The 23,246-nt window shown below is 62.8% G+C and carries 19 protein-coding genes; 10 read left to right on the forward strand and 9 right to left on the reverse strand.

What is annotated here, in order from left to right:
• Nucleotides 1–38 precede the first annotated feature (38 nt).
• On the forward strand, nucleotides 39–1,274 hold the full coding sequence (locus C5F53_RS16705; RefSeq protein ID WP_105262540.1) for a nitronate monooxygenase family protein: 1,236 nt from the start codon (nucleotides 39–41) through the stop codon (nucleotides 1,272–1,274).
• A gap of 88 nt (nucleotides 1,275–1,362) precedes the next feature.
• Here C5F53_RS16705 and C5F53_RS16710 read toward each other — a convergent pair whose 3' ends face one another.
• Both C5F53_RS16710 and C5F53_RS16715 read right to left on the reverse strand, forming a co-directional pair.
• Nucleotides 1,363–2,997: a diguanylate cyclase gene (locus C5F53_RS16710; RefSeq protein WP_201740879.1), complete on the reverse strand. Its 1,635-nt coding sequence runs from the start codon at nucleotides 2,995–2,997 to the stop codon at nucleotides 1,363–1,365.
• A gap of 18 nt (nucleotides 2,998–3,015) precedes the next feature.
• Entirely contained in the window at nucleotides 3,016–3,762 is a 747-nt protein-coding gene (locus C5F53_RS16715; protein ID WP_105262541.1) for a 2OG-Fe dioxygenase family protein, read from the reverse strand.
• A gap of 165 nt (nucleotides 3,763–3,927) precedes the next feature.
• Here C5F53_RS16715 and C5F53_RS16720 point away from each other — a divergent pair, with 165 nt between their 5' ends.
• On the forward strand, nucleotides 3,928–4,431 hold the full coding sequence (locus C5F53_RS16720) for a hemerythrin domain-containing protein (protein WP_105262542.1): 504 nt from the start codon (nucleotides 3,928–3,930) through the stop codon (nucleotides 4,429–4,431).
• A 114-nt stretch (nucleotides 4,432–4,545) separates the two neighbouring features.
• Nucleotides 4,546–5,586 carry an NADP-dependent oxidoreductase gene (locus C5F53_RS16725; protein WP_105262745.1) on the forward strand — a complete coding sequence of 347 codons (1,041 nt, stop codon included), beginning with the start codon at nucleotides 4,546–4,548 and terminating at the stop codon, nucleotides 5,584–5,586.
• 83 nt (nucleotides 5,587–5,669) lie between these two features.
• Here the strand turns inward: C5F53_RS16725 and C5F53_RS16730 are convergent, their stop codons facing one another.
• Both C5F53_RS16730 and C5F53_RS16735 read right to left on the reverse strand, forming a co-directional pair.
• A complete protein-coding gene (locus C5F53_RS16730; RefSeq protein ID WP_105262543.1) occupies nucleotides 5,670–6,692 on the reverse strand; it encodes a methionine synthase in 1,023 nt (340 codons plus the stop codon).
• Between the two features lie 24 nt (nucleotides 6,693–6,716).
• Complete coding sequence (locus tag C5F53_RS16735; RefSeq protein ID WP_105262544.1) at nucleotides 6,717–7,583, reverse strand: ion transporter; 867 nt, start codon at nucleotides 7,581–7,583, stop codon at nucleotides 6,717–6,719.
• Between the two features lie 298 nt (nucleotides 7,584–7,881).
• Between C5F53_RS16735 and C5F53_RS16740 the strand changes: the two genes are divergently transcribed.
• The 5 genes from C5F53_RS16740 (at nucleotide 7,882) to C5F53_RS16760 (ending at nucleotide 12,367) form a co-directional block, all read left to right on the forward strand.
• Nucleotides 7,882–8,916: an amino acid ABC transporter substrate-binding protein gene (locus C5F53_RS16740; RefSeq protein ID WP_105262545.1), complete on the forward strand. Its 1,035-nt coding sequence runs from the start codon at nucleotides 7,882–7,884 to the stop codon at nucleotides 8,914–8,916.
• A gap of 114 nt (nucleotides 8,917–9,030) precedes the next feature.
• Nucleotides 9,031–10,206: an amino acid ABC transporter permease gene (locus tag C5F53_RS16745; protein ID WP_105262546.1), complete on the forward strand. Its 1,176-nt coding sequence runs from the start codon at nucleotides 9,031–9,033 to the stop codon at nucleotides 10,204–10,206.
• A 10-nt stretch (nucleotides 10,207–10,216) separates the two neighbouring features.
• On the forward strand, nucleotides 10,217–11,320 hold the full coding sequence (locus C5F53_RS16750; RefSeq protein WP_105262547.1) for an amino acid ABC transporter permease: 1,104 nt from the start codon (nucleotides 10,217–10,219) through the stop codon (nucleotides 11,318–11,320).
• Nucleotides 11,321–11,329: 9 nt separating this feature from the next.
• Nucleotides 11,330–12,073 (forward strand): amino acid ABC transporter ATP-binding protein, encoded by a 744-nt coding sequence (locus C5F53_RS16755; RefSeq protein ID WP_105262548.1) that lies wholly within the window; start codon nucleotides 11,330–11,332, stop codon nucleotides 12,071–12,073.
• Nucleotides 12,074–12,079: 6 nt separating this feature from the next.
• Nucleotides 12,080–12,367, forward strand: a complete 288-nt coding sequence (locus C5F53_RS16760; protein WP_105262549.1) for a hypothetical protein — start codon at nucleotides 12,080–12,082, stop codon at nucleotides 12,365–12,367.
• Nucleotides 12,368–12,370: 3 nt separating this feature from the next.
• On the opposite strand, the gene C5F53_RS16765 is transcribed toward C5F53_RS16760, so the two are convergent.
• Nucleotides 12,371–13,825 carry an NAD(P)/FAD-dependent oxidoreductase gene (locus C5F53_RS16765; protein WP_105262550.1) on the reverse strand — a complete coding sequence of 485 codons (1,455 nt, stop codon included), beginning with the start codon at nucleotides 13,823–13,825 and terminating at the stop codon, nucleotides 12,371–12,373.
• An 8-nt stretch (nucleotides 13,826–13,833) separates the two neighbouring features.
• Nucleotides 13,834–14,541, reverse strand: a complete 708-nt coding sequence (locus C5F53_RS16770) for a M14 family murein peptide amidase A (RefSeq protein WP_236635416.1) — start codon at nucleotides 14,539–14,541, stop codon at nucleotides 13,834–13,836.
• Between the two features lie 219 nt (nucleotides 14,542–14,760).
• On the opposite strand from C5F53_RS16770, the gene C5F53_RS16775 reads away from it, so the two are divergent.
• Entirely contained in the window at nucleotides 14,761–15,279 is a 519-nt protein-coding gene (locus C5F53_RS16775; RefSeq protein WP_105262552.1) for a flavin reductase family protein, read from the forward strand.
• 9 nt (nucleotides 15,280–15,288) lie between these two features.
• Complete coding sequence (locus tag C5F53_RS16780) at nucleotides 15,289–16,632, forward strand: TAXI family TRAP transporter solute-binding subunit (protein ID WP_201740880.1); 1,344 nt, start codon at nucleotides 15,289–15,291, stop codon at nucleotides 16,630–16,632.
• Here the strand turns inward: C5F53_RS16780 and C5F53_RS16785 are convergent.
• The 3 genes from C5F53_RS16785 to C5F53_RS16795 form a co-directional block, all read right to left on the reverse strand.
• A complete protein-coding gene (locus tag C5F53_RS16785) occupies nucleotides 16,622–18,973 on the reverse strand; it encodes a DUF1631 family protein (protein ID WP_105262553.1) in 2,352 nt (783 codons plus the stop codon). The two genes, C5F53_RS16780 and C5F53_RS16785, sit on opposite strands and share 11 nt — an antisense overlap.
• Nucleotides 18,974–19,010: 37 nt before the next feature.
• Nucleotides 19,011–20,672 carry an energy-dependent translational throttle protein EttA gene (ettA, locus tag C5F53_RS16790; protein ID WP_105262554.1) on the reverse strand — a complete coding sequence of 554 codons (1,662 nt, stop codon included), beginning with the start codon at nucleotides 20,670–20,672 and terminating at the stop codon, nucleotides 19,011–19,013.
• Nucleotides 20,673–20,746: 74 nt separating this feature from the next.
• Nucleotides 20,747–22,975 (reverse strand): DUF1631 family protein, encoded by a 2,229-nt coding sequence (locus C5F53_RS16795; RefSeq protein WP_105262555.1) that lies wholly within the window; start codon nucleotides 22,973–22,975, stop codon nucleotides 20,747–20,749.
• Between the last annotated feature and the right edge of the window lie 271 nt (nucleotides 22,976–23,246).

The raw sequence follows: 23,246 nt of genomic DNA on the forward strand, positions 1-23,246 counted from the left end.
TGTATGACTGTCCAACGCCCGCTATCTTAGAGCACACCATGACCCAAGCAAGTACCAAATGGCCGTTTTTAGCCCGCGAATCGGGCGATTGGCTGCGCGACAGCGGTCTGGGCGCCCTGCGCCTGGCCGGGCGCACGCTGCTGCCCATTGTGCAGGGCGGCATGGGCATCGGCATCTCGGGCCACCGGCTGGCCGGCAGCGTGGCGGCCCTGGGCGGAGTGGGCACGCTGTCCAGCGTGGACCTGCGCCGCCACCACCCCGACCTGATGGACCAAACCCGCGAACTAGCGCCGGGGGATGCCGCCAAGGCGGGCATCAATGCGGCCAACCTGATCGCTATTGAGCGCGAAATCCAGGCCGCCCGGGCCAGCACCGGTGGACGGGGTCTGCTGGCCATCAACGTGATGCGCGCCGTGAGCGAATACGCCGCCAACGTGACCAAGGCCCTGGAATGCGGCATTGACGCCGTGGTGGTGGGCGCGGGCCTGCCGCTGGACCTACCCGACCTGGCCAAGGACCATCCCAAAGCGGCGCTGATCCCCATCCTGTCCGACGCGCGCGGCGTGCAGCTGCTGGTGAAAAAGTGGGAACGCAAGAAGCGCCTGCCCGACGCCATCGTCATCGAACATCCGCGCCTGGCCGGCGGCCACCTGGGCGCCGCCAAAATTGCCGACCTGCAGGACACCCGCTTTGACTTTGAAAACGTGATCCCGCAGGTGCGCCAGTTCTTCAAGGACGCGGGTTACGAGCAACACATCCCGCTGATAGCGGCTGGTGGTGTGCGCAGTTTTGAAGACATTGCCCGCCTGCAGGCGCTGGGGGCCGATGCGGTGCAGCTGGGCACGGCCTTTGCGGTGACCGAAGAAAGTGATGCCCATGCCGAATTCAAACGCGTGCTGGCCGAAGCCCGGCCCGAAGACATGCTGGAATTCACCAGCGTGGCAGGCCTGCCCGCTCGCGCCGTGGCCACGCCCTGGCTACGCGCCTACCTGAAGATCGAACCCAAGTTGCAGGCCGTGGCCCACGTAAAGGCGCGCTGCACCAAGAGCTTTGACTGCCTGGCCCAGTGCGGCCTGCGCGACGGCCTGCCGGGCTGGGGCCAGTTCTGCATCGACAACCAGCTGGCTGCGGCGCTGCGCGGGGACACCAAAAAAGGCCTGTTCTTCCGCGGTGCGGGGGAGCTGCCGTTTGGCAGCCAGATCAAGACGGTGCGCGAGCTGGTGCAGCGCCTGCTGACGCCCGGCATGGCCGCAGGGGATATGGCGGCGGCCTAAGCTGCCGCCTTGTTTGCTATTAATTCAGGAGCTGCTTGCGCAGTATCTACGAGCTTCAGAGGCCGATTTGGCTTAAAAATGGGGCGTATCAGCCGGGCTGCAGCACTTGCACCTGGTTACGCCCTGCACGCTTGGCCTGGTAGAGCGCCTCGTCGGCGCGCTTGAGCAGGGCTTCGGAATCCAGATCCGGGTTCCACTGTGCAATGCCGCCCGAGAAATTGGAGCTGAACCAGCCGTCGTCTACGGGATGGCGGATACGCGAGAAGTCCACGCGGATGCGGTCCAGCACGGTGTGCGCCTGATCGGCCTGCGAGCCCGGCAGGATGACCACAAACTCTTCGCCGCCGTAGCGGCCCACGGCATCGCTCTTGCGCACGCGTTGTTTGAGCAACCACGACAGGCTGCGGATCACATGGTCACCCATGGGGTGGCCGTAGGTGTCGTTGACCGACTTGAAATGGTCGATGTCCACCATGGCCACACACAGGCCGCTGCCGTCCAGGCGCGCAGCGTTGATGGCGCTTTGCAACTGCTGCTTGGAAGTAGTGTGGTTGAGCAGCCCGGTCAGGCTGTCGTGCAGCATGGTGCGGCGCAGCGTGCGGTAGCGGTCGATCTTGCTTTTGACCACGGCGTTGAGGATCACCGGGTTGAAGGGTTTGGTGAGGAAGTGGTCGCCGCCCAGGCGCAGCGCGTCCACCTGCAACGCCACATTGCTGTCACCCGAGAGGTAGACCACAGGTGTGGACAAAAACTCGGCATGCTGGCGGATCACGCGCGTCACTTCCACCCCCGTGCAACCGGGCATGTACATGTCCATCAGCACCAGGTCGGGCTGGAAGGAGGCCAGTGCGGTCAGCACGTCCTGCGGGCGCGTGATGGCCAGCGACTGCATGCCCGCCTCGGACAGGGTGCGGCGGATCATGGCACCAGCGGTCTTGGAGTCTTCCACCACCAGCACACGGTAAGGCGGCTCTTCCTCGTTGCTGCACAGCTTGACGATGCGCGCCATGATGGCCGCGTGTTGGGTGCCGGTGGCAAAGCAGGCGTCGCAGCCCGCGCTCAGCGCCTGCTGTTGGCTCTCAAAGTCCACCCCCACGTTCAGGCCCACGATGTGGCTGGCCGAAAACTGGCCGCGCAGCGTCTGCACCTGCGCCACAAAAGCCGCCAGCGGGCGGCGGGCCGCGTCCACCAGCACCATAGCCGGCTCGGGCACCGAGGGCAGTGTCTGGGCCGTGCCCAGCAACTCCACCTGCACATGAAAGAAGCCAACCTGGGCCACCAGGTCTTTCCAGGCGGTGGGGGTGTCGGTTACAAAAACAATTTTCTTGGGCGGCACCAGGGTGCTCACGGGCGTGGCGTCGTGGGGGGCGTCTGGCGCCTGGCGGCGCTCGGCCTGGTGGGACGAGTGGCCCTGGATAAAGGCCTGCGCACGCGCGCCAAATTCCTGCACCTGCACACCCAACAGCGTGCTGGCGCCAACCGGCAGCGTGCCGCCGGCAGACGGATCCATCAACTGGTCCATCAGCGAGAGTACTTTTTGCTCCAGCGAGTGCGCACTCTGGTGCAGGCCCGAGAGGCCGTGGCTCTCCAGAAACTCGGTCAGGCTGGAGACCGATACGGCAAATTCGACAAAGCTGTCCAGCCCGGCCTGGCGCATGCAGGCCTGCCACTTGGCGGCCAGCTCCTGGCAGCGTTTGTTCAGATCTTCGGGGGTGCAGGACATGGGGTGTACGGCACCGCCTCAGCGGGCAGGTTCGCCCTGGAAGTTACCGGCCCGCAGGGTCACCACCAGCGTGTCGCGGTGGCCACCGTCGGCCACCGGCTGGATGGGGGTGGACTCATGGACCACGCGCGGGTCGTCCAGCAGCAAGAGCGACCAGGGTTCGGTCAGCGTGAAGCGCTGGCCATTGGGGCCATCCGCCTCGAAAACGCGGGTTTCGCCGCCTTTCACGCCCTCGCGCCCCACCAGGAACACGGCCACCAGGTCCACGCCGTCGCGGTGCGCGCCCTCGGGCGTGGGGCGACCAATGCCGTCGGTGGTGTCGATGCGGAACTGGTGCGCCTCGGTGTACCAGGTGTGCGATCCCTTGAGCGCGCTGGCCACCTGGCCCAGCCAGGCCAACAGCTGCTGCCAGGCAGGCTGCGCCACCAGGGCCGCCTGCATGGGTTCAAAGTGGCGCTGCATGCCGCCGTGCAAGGCGTTGTATTCCACCGGCTGCCAGTGCGGGCGGTGCGGCGCCAGCGCCACGGCGCTGCCGTCCACCACAAAACAGGCATGGCGACGGCGGCGGTAGCGGCCGCCATCGCGCAGGTAGGCGTCGGGCGGCAGGTCGTCCCACAGCGGGCGCCAGGCCAGCAGGGCGGCCAGGTCCAGCCCAGCCAGCGTCGCCACCTGCTGCGGCCTCACCACGGCATAACCCTGGGTACGCAGGGTGGCGTCCAGGTCCTGGGGGGCGGCGATGGCGGGGGGCGCAAAAGAAAGGGTCATGGCGGGCGTCAAGCAGGGTAAAGCCGGGAACAAGGCACCAAAGGGCGGCCACAGAGGGGCTGCGCGGCATTATCAACCCAGAAGAGTGCACACCGGCTGATGTGGGTCAAGACGCCCCGCAGCCGGTCTGGCTAATCTGGGAACCCCATTTCCAGAGACCCCGCCATGACCGCCACCACCGCCCTGCCCCACACCCTGGACACCCCCTTGCAATGGAGCGACGCCCTCGCCCTGGACATGCCGGTGATGGACGAAACGCACCAGGAGTTTGTGGCGCTGCTGGCCGAGGTGGTGCAGGCCGCGGACGACGCGCTGCTGCCCCACTGGTCGGCCCTGATTGCCCACACGCAAGACCACTTTGACCGCGAAGACCAGTGGATGCTGGCCACCGGCTTTGCCGCCGGCAACTGCCACGCCACCCAGCACAAGGTGATTTTGCAGGTCATGCGCGAGGGCGAAGCCCGCGGCCACGCTGGCGACCTGCCCGTGGTGCGCCAGATGGCGCGCGAGCTGGGCCTGTGGTTTCCCCAGCACGCGCAGAGCATGGATGCATCGCTGGCATTGCACTTGCGTTCAGCCGGCTACGACCCGCACACTGGCGCACTGGGCCAACCCGAGCGCCTGCCAGCCCAAGCTATCCACGGCTGTGGTGGCAGTTGCGGGGATTAGAGCCAGCCCCCAAACCGTTTGTCACCTTGGCTACCCCGCGGCGGTGAGTGCGGCGCTACCATGCGCTCCCCGGCTGACACCCTGCGTGCCGCCCCCATTTTTCAGGAGTCCGTCATGTCCCTCGCCCACCTCGTCAACCACCAAATCCGCCTGGCCGCCCGCCCTGTGGGCATGCCCACTGCCGCCAACTGGAGCCACACCAGCGAACCCGTGGCCGAGCCCGCCGAGGGCGGCGTCACGCTCAAGACCCTGGCGCTGAGCCTGGACCCTGCCATGCGCGGCTGGATGAACGAAGGCAAGAGTTACATCCCGCCCGTGGGCATTGGCGAAGTTATGCGCGCCGGTGGTGTGGGTGTGGTGGTGGCCAGCAAGAACCCCAAGTACGCCGTGGGCGACCACGTGAGCGCAGGTTTTGGCGTGCAGGAGTACATCACCATTGCCCAAGACGAGATGAAGCGCAATGGCCTGGTGAAGATCGACCTGCGCGCCGGCACGCTGACCCAATGGCTCAACGTGCTGGGCATGCCCGGCATGACCGGCTACTTTGGCCTGATGGACGTGGGCCTGCCGCAAGCGGGCGAAACCGTGGTGGTGTCCGGCGCGGCCGGTGCCGTGGGCCAGACTGTGGGCCAGATGGCCAAGATCAAAGGCTGCCGTGTGGTGGGCATTGCCGGTGGCGCTGCCAAGTGCGACTGGGTGGTGAAAGAGCTGGGCTTTGACGCCTGCATCGACTACAAGGCCGGCCCCGGTGCCGTGCGCGCCGGTTTGAAAGAGCACGCACCCAAGGGCGTGGACATTTACTTTGACAACGTGGGCGGCGAAATTCTGGACGATGTGCTGGCCCGCATCAACCGCAAGGCCCGCATCATCATCTGCGGCGCCATCAGCCAGTACAACAACACGACCGCCGTGCAGGGCCCCAAAAACTACCTGAGCCTGCTGGTCAACCGCGCACGCATGGAAGGCATTGTGGTGTTCGACTACGCCGACCGCTACCACCTGGCCGTGGCCGAGATGGCAGGCTACCTAAAGGACGGCCGCATGAAGAGCAAGGAAGACGTGGTGATGGGCCTCAACACCTTCCCCGACACGCTGCTCAAACTGTTCAACGGCGAAAACTTTGGCAAGCTGGTGCTGGAAGTGGCGAAGGGCTAAGGCTCTAGCTTGCGCAAACTGCTACGTTTTTAGTAGCTGTTCGCGCAGCATCCACGTGGGATAGAGGCCTAAAACATGCTCAATCACACGCCATAGCGCTGGCGCGCCAGCGCCGCGCCCTGGGCCAGCGCTTCCAGCTTCTTCACCGCCACCTCACGGCTCATGGGGGCCAGGCCGCAGTTGGTGCAGGGGAAGATGCGGTGCTTGGGCACATGCTGCAACGCGATGCCAATGGTGTCGGCCACCTGCTCCGGGGTTTCGATCACCTCGCTTGCCACGTCGATCACGCCGACCATCACGTCCTTGTCTTTCAGCAGCGCCATCAGGTCTGGCGGCACGTGGGAGTGGTAGCACTCCAGGCTAACTTGTTGAATGCTGCTGGCGGCCAGCGCGGGGAACACCTGCGCGTACTGGCGCCACTCCTGGCCCAGGGTTTCTTTCCAGTCGTTGTTGGCCTTGATGCCGTAGCCGTAACAAATGTGCACGGCGGTGGTGCAGGTCAGGCCCTTGGCCGCAATCTCTAGCGCCTGCACACCCCAGTTCACGGCGTCCTGCATGTAGACGTTGAAGCCCGGCTCGTCGAACTGGATGATGTCCACGCCATCGGCCTGCAGCGCCAGTGCCTCCTGGTTCAGCAGCTCGGCAAACGCGAAGGCCATCTTCTTCTTGTCGCCATAGAAGCGGTCGGCCACGGTGTCCACAATGGTCAGCGGGCCGGGCAGGGTGAACTTGAGTTTCTTCTTGGTGTGGGCACGGGCGAGTTGCGCCTCGAAGGCGTGCACGCGACCCTTGAGCTTCAAGGGCGCAATGACCTGGGGCACTTGCGCGTCGTAGCGGTTGTTGCGGATGCCCATGGTGACCTTGTTTTCAAAGTCGATGCCGTCCACCTGCTCCAGAAAGCCGTGCACAAAGTGCTGTCGGCTTTGCTCGCCGTCGCCCACCACGTCCAAGCCCGCATCCTCCTGCGCCTTGATCCACAAGAGCGTGGCATCGGCTTTGGCTTGCTGCAGCTCGGGGCCAGCCAGCTTCCACTGGGGCCAGAGTTTTTCGGTCTCTGACAGCCAGGCGGGTTTGGGCAGGCTGCCGGCGATAGCGGTTTCGAACATGGTGTCTCCTTGTGGTTATAGGGGTCAGGGGTTTTCGCGCAGGTAGGCGGGCAAGTGGGCACCGCAGTGCAGGCAGTAGCGGGCCTCGGGCAGGTGGCCCTCGGTCAGGCATTCGTGGCAGGTGCGGGTGGTGGGCAGCGGCTCAGCGGTGCGCCGGGCCGTCATTTCGGCGGTGACGATGCCGGTAGGCACCGCCAAGGTGCCCCAGCCCAGCAACATCATGCAAGAGGCAATAAACCGGCCCAGGTCGGTTTTGGGGGTGATGTCGCCAAAACCCACCGTGGTCATGGTCGTTACCGCCCAGTACACCGCGGTGGGAATGCTGGTGAAACCGTTGGCCGGCCCCTCCACCACATACATCAGCGTGCCCATGACCAGCACAATCATTAGCACGGCCGAGAGAAACACCATGATCTTGCGCCGGCTCGCTGCCAGGGCGCGCCCCAGCGACTGGTACTCGGACACATAGGCCGTGAGCTTGAAGACGCGGAACACGCGCAAAAGGCGCAGCACCCGCACATCAATCAGCGCATGCACCTCCGGCACCAGCAGCGCCACATAGGTGGGCAGCAGGGCCAGCAGGTCAATCACACCATAAAAACTCAGCACGTAACGCCAGGGGTGGCGCACACAGGCCAGGCGCGCCAGGTACTCCAGCGTAAAGGCCACCGTAAACACCCATTCCAGCGCCGTAAACCAGGGGTAGTAGCGCTCCCCCACTCCCTGCACGCTGTCCACCACCACCGCCACCACACTGGCGAGGATGACCGCGATCAGCCATTGGTCGAACAAACGGCCGGCGCGGGTGTCGGCCTCAAAAATGATGGTGTAGAGGCGCAGGCGCCAGCCTTGCAAGGGCTTGCCCAGCGTGAAATCTTCAGAGGTTCGCATGGCCGCGATTCTGCCCTGTGCAGCACCCGCGCCACACCCACAACACAATGCGCATAACCTTATGCGAAAGAACCATAGCCATGCGCCAGAAGTGGGCGTTCGTGGCATGGATTCTGCTAACTATTTGGTACGGAGAGGCTGGATGCCCAAGAATCAGGTTATGACTTTTTTGCATCCGCCTCGATGGTAAACCCGGATGAGGGCACTTGCCCACCGGCGCTACAGTTCAGCGTCAGAATCGGGTGGCAGACACCAATGTGGTGCACCCTGCTGATTCATTTATTTGGAGAAACTATTTATGAGCATCAAGAAACTGAAAACCCTGGCCACCGTGGTCGCCGCGTTGGGCGCCGTATTGGCTGCACCCGCGCACGCCGGTAAAACCCTGGACGCCATCAAGGCGCGTGGTCAAGTGGTTTGCGGTGTGAACACAGGCCTGGCCGGTTTCGGTGCTGCCGATTCCAACGGCAAGTGGACAGGCTTGGACGTGGACGTGTGCCGCGCCGTGGCCGCTGCGGTGCTGGGTGATGGCGAAAAAGTGAAGTACGTTCCCCTGAACGCGCAAGCCCGTTTCACCGCCCTGCAGTCTGGCGAAATTGATGTGTTGTCGCGCAACACCACCTTCACGCTGACCCGTGATGCTTCCCTGGGCCTGACCCAAACCGCCGTGACCTACTACGACGGCCAAGGTTTCATGGTTCCCTTGAAAAGCAAGCTCAAGAGCGCCAAGCAGCTCAAGGGCCAGACCGTGTGCGTGCAGTCTGGCACCACCACCGAAAAGAACCTGACCGACTACTCCAAGGCCAACGGCCTGGGTATCAAGCCGATCGTGTTTGAAAAGCTCGAAGCCGCTGAAGGTGCCTACTTCGCTGGCCGTTGCGTGGCTTACACCACCGACGCGTCCGGTTTGGCATCCACCCGTAACAAGGTGGCCAAGAACCCCGCTGACCACATCATCCTGCCCGAGCTGATCTCCAAAGAGCCCCTGGGCCCCATGGTGCGCCGCGGTGACGACGAGTGGACCACCATCGTGAAGTGGACCATTTACGGTCTGCTGGAAGCCGAAGAAGCAGGCGTAACCTCCGCCAACGTGGACGACCTGAAGACCAGCAGCAAGGACCCCGTGATCGGCCGCCTGCTGGGTTCCACCGAAGACACCGGCAAGCTGCTGGGTCTGGACAAAGAATGGCTGGCACGCGCAGTGAAGACCACCGGCAACTACGGTGAAATCTTCGAGCGTAACGTCGGACCCAAGTCCTCTCTGCAACTGCCACGTGGTCTGAACAACCTGTGGAACAAGGGTGGCGTGCAGTACGCACCTCCCGTCCGTTAAGTCGGTGTTGCGAAGCGGTTAACACTGGCTTCGTTCTGAAAAAGGGCAGCCGCAGACACCATGCGCTGCCCTTTTCAACTGGTTGCGTGATTCTCTAGTTCATCAAAGGGCGCTATGTCCACCCCCTCCTCTCCTCCCAAGAAATCGTGGTCCTGGCGCAGCCAGGCGTTTCGCGGCCTGCTGTACCAAGTGATCGCCATCGTGGTGGTCTTGGTCACGGTGCTGTATCTGGCCCACAACACGACCACCAACATGAAGTTGCGTGGCATCCAGAGCGGCTTTGACTTTTTGTCCAGCCCTGCCGGCTTTGACATTGGCGAAAGCCTGTTTGCCTTCGATTCGGGCGAGTCCTACTGGCGCGCCTACCTGGTCGGTTTTGTCAACACCCTGCGCGTGGCGGTGGTGGGCATCATCCTCACCACCTTGCTGGGCGTGCTCATTGGCGTGGGGCGCTTCTCGCGCAACGCCCTGATCCGCGGCATGTGTGCGGTGTATGTGGAATTTTTCCGCAACATCCCGGTGCTGCTGCAATTGCTGATGTGGTACCTGCTGTTCACGGAAGTGCTGCCCGCATCGAACGAGCCCCTGACACTGGGGCCACTGTTCCTGAGCAAGGGCGGGCTGAACTTCCCCATCCCCGAATGGGCCAGTGGCCATGTGTGGGGTGCCTGGGGTCTGCTGGCTGGCGTGGTGGCAGCCTGGCTGTACCGCAAATGGGCTTACCGTGCGTTTGAGGCCACCGGCAAGGCCAAGAGCATGTTCTGGGTTCCTGTGGCCATCGTGCTCGCCTGTGGTCTGCTGGGCTGGATTCTGGGTGGTGCGCCCACCGCCCTGAACATGCCGGTGCAAGGCGACTTTGCAGTGGAAAACGGTGGCGCGCTGACACCGGAATATCTGTCCGTATTACTGGGCCTGACGGTGTACACCGCGGCCTTTGTGTCCGAAGTGGTGCGCGGCGGTATCCAGTCCGTGGCCCTGGGCCAATCGGAAGCCGCAGCGGCTCTGGGTCTCTCCCGCGGCCAGACCATGCGTCTGGTGATGTTGCCGCAAGCGCTGCGCGTGATCATCCCGCCCGTCACCAACCAGTACCTCAACCTGACCAAAAACTCCTCGCTCGCGGTGGCCATTGGTTACCCCGATGTGGTGTCGATTGCCAATACCGCCATCAACCAGACCGGCCGCGCTGTGGAATGTATTGCCATCATCATGTTGGTGTACCTGAGCACCTCGCTGTTCACATCGGTTGCGATGAATTGGTACAACACCCGCTCCGCCATCAAAGAACGCTAAAGACCTGACCATGAGCGCAACTACTTTTGAACCTATCGCTGCGCGCCCCGCCCCCGTGAAAACGGAAGGGCTGGTGGCCTGGATCCGCAGCAACCTGTTTGGTGACTGGAAGACCACGGTGGGCACCCTGCTGGTAGCGGCCGTGCTGCTGAAGGTGCTGCCACCTTTCCTGCATTGGGCTCTGTTCAGTGCCGTTTGGACACCGCAATTTGAACTGTGCAATGCCGAGGGTGCTGGCGCTTGCTGGGGCGTGGTGGCGGAGAAATTCCGCATCATCATCTTTGGCCGCTACCCCTTCGAGGAGCAATGGCGCCCCCTCATATCGACCCTGCTGCTGTGTGCTCTGCTCGCAGGCAGCTGCATGCGCGCCTTCTGGAAGGCATGGTTGGTCCCCTTGTGGATTGCGGTGTTGGCCTTCTTCTTTGTGGTGATGTACGGCGGTATGTTGGGCCTGAGCCGCGTGGAAACCGACCGTTGGGGCGGCTTGCCGCTGACCATTCTGCTGGCCTCGCTGTCCATGGCCATGGCCTTCCCCATTGCCTTGCTGATTGCGCTGGGCCGCCGCTCCAAGCTGCCCGCCATCAAGACCTTTTGCACCATTTATGTGGAGTTGATCCGCGGCGTGCCACTGATCTCGGTGCTGTTCATGGCGTCCTTTATGTTCCCGCTCTTGATGCCGCAGGGCTTCAATATCGACGTGCTGGTGCGTGTGTTGGCCGGTATCACCCTGTTTGCCGCAGCCTACATGGCCGAGGTGATTCGCGGTGGGCTGCAGGCCGTGCCCAAGGGCCAGATTGAAGCCGCCGCCACGCTGGGCCTGAGCTACTGGCAGACCCAACGCAAGATTGTGTTGCCCCAGGCCCTGGCCATGGTGGTGCCGGGCATCATGAACAACTTCATCTCCACCTTCAAGGACACGTCTTTGGTCACCATCGTGAGCCTTTACGAACTCACCGGTGCCATGAGCCTGGCCCTGAACTCGGATGCTGACTGGCGCCCCTTCAAGATCGAAGGTTACCTCTTCATCGCCCTGATTTATTTTGGCTTCTGCTTTGCCATGTCCCGCTACAGCCTGTGGATCGAAAAGCAAGTCAACAAAAGCAAACTCCGCTAAGGAACGAATATGTCTGAACCCATCATCACCTTCAACAAAGTCAACAAGTGGTACGGCAATAACTACCACGTGCTGCGCGATATCGACCTGACCGTCACCAAGGGTGAACGCATCGTGATTTGCGGCCCATCGGGCTCCGGCAAGTCCACGCTGATTCGTTGCATCAACCGCTTGGAAGAACACCAGCAAGGCAACCTGACCGTGGACGGCGTGGAGCTGACCGACGACGTGAAAGCGATTGACGACGTGCGCAAAAAAGTCGGCATGGTGTTCCAACAATTCAACCTGTTCCCCCACCTTACGGTGCTGGAAAACCTGACACTGTCGCCCATGTGGGTGGGCAAGATGCCCAAGAAAGAAGCCGAAGAAAAGGCGATGGAGCAGCTCAAGCGCGTGCGTATTGCCGAACAAGCCAGCAAGTACCCCTTGCAGCTGTCTGGTGGCCAACAGCAGCGTGTGGCCATTGCGCGCGCCCTGTGCCTCAAACCCAAGATCATGCTGTTCGACGAGCCCACCTCGGCGCTCGACCCCGAGATGATCAAGGAAGTACTAGACGTGATGATCGAAATGGCCAACCAAGGCATCACGATGATCTGCGTGACCCACGAAATGGGCTTTGCCAAGGCCGTGGCCGACCGTGTGATTTTCATGGACCAGGGCCAGATCGTGGAACAGAACACGCCGCACGAGTTCTTCAACAACCCGCAGAGCGAGCGCAGCAAAGACTTCTTGTCCAAGATCCTGGGCCACTAAACCCGCATGTCTTCCACCGCGCTTGCGCAATGGCAGACATTGCAGACCGGCCTCACCCAGTTGCGCGAGGGCGCGCTGGGTGCGCACGGTTTGTCGGAGCTGGCGCGCACCCAAGAGGCCTTGCTCGAAGCCCTGGGGCCGCGTTACCGCGAGGTCTTGTTGCAACTGCTGGACCGGCTGGAGTCCAGTGCGCTGTTCAGTGAGGAGAGCTGCTCCTTCAGCCAACAGGGCCTGCTCGACAACCTGCAGATCTGGCTGGACAAGGCGCGCGGCCAACTCGACCCTGCCGCGTAAGCGTCAAAGGTAGTCGTCTGCCTTGAAACGGCGGGTCTGCAGCCAGTACTGCCACGTGTAGCCCGGCCACAGGGTGTCTATGTCACCCCGCGCGTTTTGGTACCAGCTGTGGCAACCCGAGGCCCACACCGTGCTCTGCATCTTGTCTTGCACCTGGCGATAGTCGGCATCCGCCACTGCGGCCCGCAAGCGTAAAACCTGTTGGTCCGTGCGACGCAGGTGTTGCAAGGCCCGCACGATGTAGTGCACCTGGCACTCGATCATAAAAATCAGCGAGTTATGCCCCAGGCCCGTGTTCGGCCCCACCAGCAAATACAGATTGGGAAAACCAGCCACTGTGATGCCCAGTTTGGTGGCGGCCGGCGCAGTGCGCCAACGGGCGCTGAGTTCTGGCACCACGCCGTCGTCTGCCTCGCCAAACACCTGCATAGGGGCCACAAACTCGGTGGCCTTGAAGCCCGTGCCCCACACAATCACATCGCAGGGGGTCAGGGTGCCATCCGTCCCCACCAGCCCCTCGGGCGTCACGCGTACCACCGCCTGGGTGTGCAACTGCACATGCTCTTTTTGCAACGCTGGGAACCAGGTATTGGAGATCAACAGGCGTTTGCAGCCCGGGTTGAAATGGGGGGTCAGCGCGGCTTGCATGGCAGGTGCGCGCACCTGGCGCGCCACATGGTGCAAGGCCAGCTTGCGCAGCAGCGCCTGCATGCGCAGGGACCCCATAAAACCCATGCCCACCACTTCGTTGAACCAATACACCCGCCAGCGGCTCAGGCGCTGCAAGCCCGGCACATGGCGGTAGACCCAACGTTTGAATGTCCCATACGGCCGGTCCCAGCGCGGCAGCACCCAGGCCGCAGTGCGCTGGAACACATGCACCTGCGCCGCCACATTGGCAATCTCCGGTACAAATTGCACCGCACTGGCCCCCGTACCCACCACAGCCACACGCAGGCCCCGCAGGTCTACGTCATGGCGCCATTGGTTGGAGTGGAAGGCCACGCCCGCAAAGTCCTGCACACCCGGAATGTCTGGCACCAAGGGTTTGTTCAAAGGGCCGGTGGCCAGCACCACATGGCGTGCCTGCAGGGGCTCTCCCCCCGCCACCTCGACCTGCCAACAGCTCGCCTCTGCGCGCCAGCGCAGCGCCGTGACCTCTGTACCGAAGCGGATCAGGGGGCGCAGTTGGTACTTGTCCGTGACGCGCAGGATGTAGTCCTGAATCTCGGCCTGCTGCGGGTAGGGGCGTGTCCATTCGGTATTGGGTTCGAAGGAGAACGAGTACATGTGCGAGGGCACGTCACAGGCACAACCGGGGTAGACGTTGTCCCGCCAGGTACCGCCTACTTCGCGGGCACGCTCCAGTACCAACAAAGACTGCACCCCGCTGGCTCGCAGGCGAATGGCGGCTGCCAAACCGCCTAAACCCGCTCCCACAATCAGGACGTCTAGCATGGAGGGCCTCAGGGAGTTTTGGCAACCTGGGCGGGCCCCAGGCGCTCGGAGGTCCAGCGCAGCAGGTCCATCCACATCTGCCGCGTCTCGGCATCCTGGGTCATGCGCGAGGCGCTAGGCAGCTCAATGGTGACCACTGGCACCCGTTTGTGGATACCACCATAGTTGCCCAGAGAACCCGGAAAGATGCCCACCTGGTCCAGGTACAGGCGCCCCAGTTTGCTAGGTGGCACCGAGGGACCGTCGAAGTCCAGCACCCCATACGGGGCATGCACACTCACAATCAAATTGGGTTTGAAGCTGTCCATCTGCTCCAGCAAAAAGCGCGACTCAGGTTCTGACAAGGGTTTGTTGCCAGGCCAACGGCGCGGGTCGCGTTTGGTGCGGGACTCCCAGTACATGCGGGCGTCACGCGCCCAGTTGGGTGTGGGGAAGTTGCGGTTCAGATCCACGCCACTGGCATTGGTGCGCCGGGAGGGTTTGGCAAACAGGCCATCCGGATTCAGCGAAGGAATAAAGCGCCAATGGATGGACAAGGACATGTCAGACGGCGGATTCTGCGCCAAACCAATCCAGTGGAAGACCAGCGAGCTGGAGGACATTTCATCGCCGTGGATGCCGCCCACCACCAGAACCCGGAAGTTGGCATCCGCGGGTTGGATATCGGTCCCCCACAATACGCGCCCTTTGACCGAGCGGCCCTGCATGTCCCGCATGCCAGCGGCCTCGCACAAGGCGGGCGTGACACTTGGTATTTTTGACGCATAATCGACGCAAGCCCTTGTTGTATTTGCGTGAGAAGCTATAGAAAACATAGCAAAAACCAAGGATGCACAGGTTTGAAATCGCATGACTCCATTGTAGGATGCCTGCTGACCAGCGCTTTTGCGGGCCGACAGGGCAAGGCAGCGGCCAAAACCAGTTAAATTGCGAAGATGCGCTCCCCCACCACGACGCAACAGGCGCGTCCCCCAGATTTTTCGACCACAGAGTTCCGCGAGGCCTTGGGCATGTTTGCCACCGGCGTCACCATCGTCACGGCCCGCACGCCCCAAGGCGATCTGGTCGGCCTCACCGCCAACTCTTTCAATTCGGTATCGCTGGCCCCCCCCTTGGTACTCTGGAGCCTGGCCCGCAGTGCTGGCTCCATGGCGGCCTTTAGCACAGGCTCGCATTACGCCATCAATATCCTGGGCGCCGAACAGCAGGCACTGGCCCGCCAGTTTGCCGCCAAAGATGTGGACCGCTACCACGGTGTGGCCTTCGCGTTAGGCGCCAGCGGTGCGCCGCTGCTGGAGGGTGCAGTGGCTACGTTTGAATGCTTCAACCGCAGCCGCTACGAGGAAGGCGACCATGTCATTTTTGTGGGGGAGGTAGAGCGCTGCCACCACCGGGCAGGTGCCTCACCACTGCTGTACCACGGTGGCCGTTTTTACAACGAGCACCCGCTCTAGTCTGCCGCCATGAAGCTGCCCCAGTTGCCCAAATCCGTGCGTTATGTGCTGTTGTCGCTGCGCGACCTGATCACATCGGCCAGCCCTTTTGTCATCGCCGCCGCAGGTTTGCTGTGGCTGGCCTATTGGTGGCTGGACCCGATGCCGCCCAAGAAGATCACCCTCGCTACCGGTCCCGCGCAAAGTGCTTACGCCGAGTTTGGCCAACGCTACGCCAAGGCCTTGCAAGCCAGTGGCATCGAGGTCGAGCTGCTCACGACCGATGGCTCTTCTGCCAACCTGGAGCTGTTGCACAGCGGGCAGGCCGATGCTGGCTTTGTGCAAGGCGGAACGACCTCGCCCCAGGCACAGGCCGAAGACGCAGAAGTGCTGGTCACGCTGGGCAATCTGTTTGTAGAGCCGATCTGGTTGTTCTACCGCAGCGCCTCCGCCCAGGCGGTAACACCCAGCGGACAACTCAGCTCACTGACACAGCTGGCCCATATGCGGGTCAACGTAGGCGCCGCTGGCAGCGGCGTGCCCACGCTGATGCAAACCCTGTTGGACATGAACCGCGTTGCCCCCAAGAGCATCACGCTGTCACAGCTGGACCAAACCCCTGCCACCGTCAAACTACTGCAAGGGCAGCTCGATGCCGTGGTGTTTGCATCCGCCCCGGAAGCTCCCATTGTGCAAATGCTGCTGCAAACACCGGGCATTCGGTTGATGGATTTTCACCAAAATGAGGCCTATGCCCGTCGACTGCCTTTTGTGACGCCTGCCACCCTGCCCAATGGCATTGTGGACCTGGCCCGCAAACTCCCCACCCAGGATGTGCACCTGATTGCCACCACCACCAGCATGCTGGCGCGCGACGACGTGCACCCGGCGCTGCGCCAGTTGCTGTCGCAGGCGGCCATGCAGATCCATGGCCAGGCGGGCTGGTTCAACCGGGCACGTGAATTCCCCAATGCTGGCAACGCCGAGTACCCCCTCGCACCCGAGGCAGAACGCACCATGCGCACGGGCGTGCCCTCGCTGCAACGCTACATTCCCTTCACGCTGGCCAACCTGATCGAGCGTATGTGGTTGGCGCTAGGCCTGATCATTGCCGTGCTGCTGCCGCTGGGCAAGATAGCCCCGCCGCTCTACGCCTTCCGGGTTCGCTCGCGCGTGTTTCGCTGGTACGGCCAGCTACGCGAAATAGAAGAGCGGTTAGAAGAGTCGCCGGGCAGTGCCCCCGAACTTTTGACGGAGCTCAATGCGCTGGAGAGCAAGGTAGAAAAAATCATCGTGCCGCTCTCGTACACCGACGAGCTTTACACCCTGCGCAACCACATTGGCCTGGTGCGCCAGCGCCTGCTTACAGCGTAGAGTCCAGACTATTGCGCATGGCCTGTTGGGCCACCGCATCCAGTGCGCCGTCCACCACGGGTTGACCGGAAATCATGCGCAATTGCCCTGCTGCCACCAACTTGTCGTGGGTTCTGCGCGTCATGGACTGTGTGGTGCCATACACACTGGTAAAAAGGAACAAGGTGCCATGCGGGCTGGCCCAGGTGAGCTGGGTGCGCACCCACTCTCCGTTGGTCATCAACTCCACCCAAGAACCCAGGGGCAAGACAGCCCCACTAGCCAGGGTACCGGCAGCAGGCATCGGCACGGCTGGCTGCGCACCAGCCGCCGCCGTGTCTGTAACCGCCACCGGGGCACCGGCCTCTGGCTCCTCGGGCAACTCGATGAAGTTGGACTCGCGTGCCTCTTCGGGAGCGACCCAAGGATCACCATCCTCCACCGGCCGTGTTTTATGCACATGCAGCGGCGCGTCAACCGGCGGCACGGCAGGCTCCGCTTTGGTGGCAGAACGAAACACCTGTTGGTGCAAGCCCATCAGGGCCTCCAGGAAAACGCTGGTCTTGGTGGCCGGGTAGCGGATGATCTCCAACCCCTCGCGCAGAGTGCTGATCAACAGCGGTACGAGGCGCGTGAGTTTGGCGACATTGGTGCGAGCCAACTCCGGATGGGCACTCCACAACATGGCCGAGATCAAGGCCTGGTATTTGTCGGCCGCGCTGGAGCCTGTGCCGCCCTGCAGGCGCGCCTGCGCCACCACCTGGGCCCACGGGCCACACAAGAAAGTAATCACCACCTCGGGGACTTGGGCCGCATCGGGATGGGAGTCGATTTCACGGGCAATCTTTTCGGCCAGCAGGTTGCGCTGCTCGGCTTTTTGCAGTGCCTGCATGGCCTGCGCACGCGAGGCCTCCTGCGCCTTGGCCGCCGCATCCCACGAGGCGCGCAGCTGAGCCAGCACAATTTCAAAAGGCTCTGGGCCCTGCACATCCACTTCGGTCAAGGGCGCAACCGCGTCCCGAACCTCCTGGTAGAAACCGGCAAACCCGGTCGTCTGCTCGGTCGCAAACGCCAGGCTGCGGTGCGTGATCTCCTGCACCAAGCCACGGGCAGCATGCGCCTTGTCCGTAAATACCCGTGGATCCACCAACGCCAAACGCATCAGCGCAGGCTCCAGGCTGCGCACCAGCTCCTGCACGGGCACCAGCAGGCGTGGGTCGCGCGCAATGTTGTCCACCATCAGGTTGACCACCTCCAGGCTCAGGGCCTGGGCCACACCGCTAGCGCTGCGTCGGATTGCCTCGCAGGCCAGCTGCACTGCTCCGGCCTGCGCCATGCGCACCGGCGCGCCGCGACGCTGCTCCAGGCGCTGCACCACGCGGTCCACCTGCTTCATTTCGGTCAAGGCCTCGAAAGCGGCGGGCACGGTCGCGGCAAAGCCGCCATCCTGCGGGGCCTGGGGCGCCAGCAGGGCCTCCCCTTCAAACTCACGGGCAAACTGCTGCGCAAAGGCTGCCACCCGGTGGGGCGTGCCCTGAGCGTCCAGCTCCCCCGACAGCAGTTTGCGCAAACGGTCCAAGGTCAGCAAGGCAGGATCTGCGGCACGGCGAGTGCGCAACTCGGCTGCAATTTGGGCTTCACGCTCGGTACTGCCCGGCGTGCCGTGTGACACATTCGTAGAAGCAGCCTTGCCCACCCCAGTACCGGGCGTGGGCACCACGGCATAACCAGCGGCAACAACACCCTCCAACCGCATGCGGGCGGCTAGGCGGGTATACAACTCGCGCAGCTCAGCCCCCAGGGCCACGCCCATGGTGGTGAGCCAGTCCAGGCGCATAGCGGCCGGCACAGGCGTGCGCTCAACCACCAATTTGAGCGCCTGCAAATACACGTCGGGGCGCAGGGGGTTGCGCTCCGGACGGACAGTCGCCAGCCCCAGGGTGGCGCAAATCAGGGTGTTGAGCTCGGTGAGGCTGGCTTCGGCGGCCAGCATGGCCATTTGCTGCGCGCGTGCCATGGTCACGCTTTCCTGAACCTGAACTTCATCCATCAGTTCGAGCTGGTCAAACTGCACCTCGGCCATGCTCAGGACGGTGGTCTTGGGGGATGACACGGGGCCACTAAAGGCTGCCAACAAGGCTTGTGGATACTGCAGGCGCAACTCAGGCTCCTGTGCATGCAAAAGCTTCAGGGAGTCTTCATGCACCTCACGCTCACGGTAGTCGCGTGCGGAGCCCAAACGTTCCTGCACTGACTTGCGCACCGCCGCCACCAGTTTGCCCATGATGGCCTGCCCACCGGATGCTGCGTCCTCAATGGTGGCCTGGTACAGCGCGGCATAGTGGGGAGAAGGCACGGTCATGGCAATGGGCCCTGGTTGGACGGCGGAAAACGGTCGTTTACTTCAGTGCTTTGTAGCGCATCCGTTTCGGCTTGGCACCCTCTTCACCCAGGCGCTTCTTCTTGTCGGCTTCGTACTCCTGGTAGTTGCCGTCAAAGAAGGTCCACTGGCTGTCACCTTCGGCCGCCAAAATGTGCGTGGCGATACGGTCCAGGAACCAGCGATCGTGGGAAATGACCAGCATGGTGCCAGCGAATTCCAGCAGCGCGTCTTCCAAGGCGCGCAGGGTTTCCACATCCAAGTCGTTGGATGGTTCATCGAGCATCAGCACGTTGCCGCCCGCAATCAGGGTCTTGGCCAGGTGCAAGCGCCCGCGCTCACCGCCGGACAACATGCCCACCTTCTTCTGCTGGTCACCACCGTTGAAGTTGAAGCGGCCGCAATAGGCGCGGCTGGCCATCTGGAACTTGCCCACGTTCAGGATGTCGAGTCCACCGGACACGTCTTCCCACACGGTTTTTTCATCGGACAGTGCATCGCGGTGCTGATCCACAAACGCCATCTTCACGGTGGAGCCGATCACCACTTCGCCCGAATCCGGTTTTTCCTTGCCGGCAATCAGCTTGAATAACGTCGATTTACCGGCACCGTTGGGGCCGATGATGCCGACGATAGCACCAGCAGGAATGTTGAAGCTCAGGTTGTCGATCAGCACGCGGTCGCCAAAGGACTTGCTCACGCCCTTGAACTCAATCACCTGGCTACCCAGGCGGTCGGCCACGGGGATAAAGATTTCGTTGGTCTCGTTGCGCTTTTGGTATTCGAAGTCGCTCAGTTCTTCAAAGCGGGCCAGACGGGCCTTGCTCTTGGCCTGGCGGGCCTTGGGGTTCTGGCGTGACCATTCCAATTCCTTCTTCAAGGCCTTGGCGCGGGCTTCTTCGCCCTTTTGTTCGGCTTCCAGGCGCGCGCCCTTTTGCGTCAACCAGTCGGAGTAGTTGCCCTTGTACGGAATGCCGGAGCCACGGTCCAGTTCCAAAATCCATTCGGCCGCGTTGTCCAGGAAGTAGCGATCGTGGGTGATGGCCACCACGGTGCCAGAGTAGCGCTGCAGGAACTGCTCCAGCCAGTCCACCGATTCGGCGTCCAAGTGGTTGGTTGGTTCGTCGAGCAACAGCATGTCGGGCTTGGACAGCAGCAGGCGGCACAGCGCAACGCGGCGTTTTTCACCGCCGGACAACACGCCAATGTTGGCGTCCCAGGGTGGCAGGCGCAGCGCGTCGGCGGCGATTTCGAGTTGGTGCTCGGAGTCGGTGCCGGCGGTGGCAATGATGGCTTCCAGCTCAGCCTGCTCGGCAGCCAGCGCGTCAAAGTCGGCGTCTTCCGCGCCATAGGCGGTGTAGACCTCTTCCAGGCGGGCCTTGGCGGCAAATACCTTGCCCATGCCGGCTTCCACGCTTTCGCGCACGGTCTGGGTGGGGTCCAGCTGAGGTTCCTGGGGCAGGTAACCGATGTTCAGACCCGCCATGGGGATGGCTTCGCCTTCGATCTCCTTGTCCACACCGGCCATGATCTTGAGCAAGGTGGACTTGCCGGAGCCGTTGGTCCCCAAGACACCAATTTTGGCGCCCGGGAAGAAGCTCAGGGAGATATCTTTAAGAATGTGCCGCTTGGGCGGCACGATCTTGCCGACGCGGTTCATGGAGAAAACGTATTGGGCCATTGCGATTCGATTTTTTCAGCGATAAACCGCCATTATCGACTGCCTCACCCCCAAGCGCCCGCACACCCAGCGTTTCAGGTGCTGGCTTCGCCCTTTTCCAGGTCGTTGCGCAGGGCGGCCTGGGCCACGGCATCCAGGGCGTTGTCCATCACATGGCCGTCGGACACCAGATGGATCAGGCCCATGTCGCGCAGACGGTCCATCGTGCGGCGGGACATGGAGTGCGCCCCCCCGCCCGCAGAGGTGAACATGAACAAGGTGCGGTGCGGGCTGGCCCAGGTCAACTGGGCGCGCACCCAGACGCCATCCAGCGCCAGGTCCACCCAGGACCCGGTGCCCAGACTCTCGGCAGCCCAGGTGTTTTGCAGGGCCGGATCTGCCGCTTGGGGAGCATCAGGCATGGAAGGCGGCAACTCCTCGCTGTCGCGCATGAAGCCAGAGTCCGTCACCTCGTCGTCCGCCATCCAGAGCTCGTCATCGTCGGGCACCTGAAGCTCTGCGGCATCCACCCTGGGCACCAGGGCAGGCGTGGTGCCCCCCTCTGTCGCGACCACACGCCCAGCCTCAAAAGCCTGCTCGTGGATGCTGATAAGACCGTCGAAGAACGGTGGAATGCGGTCTTCGGGGTAATCGATACGCTGCAGCCCTTGGCGTAGCTTGACCAGCATTTGCGGCACCATGTCCACCAGGCGCGCCCGGTTGCGGCTGGTCAGGCGCAGCTGCACACTCCAAATCAGGTCGTCCACCAGCGCGAAGTAACCATCAGCGTCCTGCGAGCCATCGGCACAGCGCAGCTGCGACTCCGCAACCACCTGGGCCCAGGGGCCACGCAGAAAAGTCACTACCAGCTCCGGCACACGCTTGCTGCCCACCCGCCCCATGAATTCTTCTGACAACCGCTGGGCCAGCATATTGCGCTGTTCAGCATGCAGCAGGCTGCGTGCCGCTTCTTCCGCACGCTGGCGATGTTGGTGTTCTTCTTGCGCCCAGCCGTCTTCGAGTTTGCGCAGCAAACGGGCGAAGGCATTCGCATCGCCCTCCCCTCCCGACAGCACGCTGACGGCGTTGTCCAGGGTCTTCTGAAACCGCGTAAAACCAGGCTCCTCGACCGAGGTAAAGGCCAGACTGCGGCTCGTGATCTTGTCCAGAAAATGGCGCGCCGGATGTTTTCTCTCACTGAAGAAACGTGGGTCAGTGTGCGACAAGCGCAACAACACCGGCTCCATGGCCTTGAGGTTCTGGCGGATGCCCGGCAGCATGCGCCGGTCTTGCATCAGGTTGTCCAGCATCAGACGCACGACCTCTTCCCCCAGCTGCTGGCCCAGGGCCTTGCTGCGCACCGCTTCTTTGGACACACGCGGGGCCACCGCAGGGGGCGCCCCGGGCAGGCCCTCCGGGTTGGCCAAGCGCGCGCGCTCGGCCAAGCGCTTCATCATGGGCTCTACCAACTTCATGTCTTCCAGCGCTTCAAACGAGGCAGGCACCGTGTGGGTAAAGTCTTTGGCGCCGGCCGCGGCCCCGCTGGGGTCCAGCTCACCGGACAGCAGACGGCGCAGCTTGTCCAGCGTGAGCAGCGTACGGGTGACCGAGTTTTCAGCCCCCTTCACCGGCGCACCAAACGGACCGGTGCCACCCGTCAGGGGCACCACGGGCTCCACACCTTGGGAACGCAACCAATCCACCATTTCGCGGTACAGCTGGGCCAGTGCCGCCCCCAACAAGCTGGCGGCAGGCCCCATAACACCAGCGCGGGCCTCATCCGCCGGAATGCACTGGGCCAAGGACTCGCGCAGCGCATAAACAAAGTTTTCGGGTTTGAGCGGGTTCAGGTGGGCTTGTACGCTGCTCCAACCCAACAAGCTGCTTACCAGCCCATTGAAGGCCGGCAACACCGTGTCCACGGACAGCAGGACTTCCTGCTCGGTCATGGCCAATTCGATATTGGCGTCGATCTGCTCCTCCTCCAGAAACTGGAAGTCATCGAAGCGCACCCGGGCCGGGGTAGATTGATGCCGCGCCGTGCCGCCGTACACAGCGGAACGCAAGGCCGTGGAAAAGGCGTATTGGAATTCTTTTTTCTGTTGGGCCAAGGCCTCCACCACGGCACGGCGCTGGGGGTTCTGGCGGGCGTGCAGGCCTTTCTTGCTATGGGCCTCGGAGGTTGCCAGCTGCAAGCCGGCGATGACGTCGTCGATCACCGCATCACTTTGCTCCAGCACCACCTCGATGCAAGCCTGTAGCGAGGGCTTGGTCGCTCCCGGATCGTGGGCCACGCCGAGGCGCCGCAACAGGTATTTCTTCATCGTGCGCCCATTCTCCACAACCCTGACCGTTTGCACCAGTAGCGTGACAGATTGTTACGGCGCTTAGCCCGTGTTTTGAGGTCCTTGCAACACCTCTTTTCGGCCACCAAGGCAATGCATGCGACAATACGACCCATTGCGGCGCTTCAGTTGCCCGCAATACCAGCACCTTGCTGGGGACCCCACGACACAGGGCGTCCCACTTTTGAATCCATCTGCCTTTGACTGACTGCCGGCCTTTGTGCCTGCAGAACGGCCGATTCCCAAGCGT

Origin of the sequence: Rhodoferax sp. TS-BS-61-7 (genome assembly GCF_002943465.1) — a bacterium.
Classification (GTDB): Bacteria; Pseudomonadota; Gammaproteobacteria; order Burkholderiales; family Burkholderiaceae_C; genus Allorhodoferax.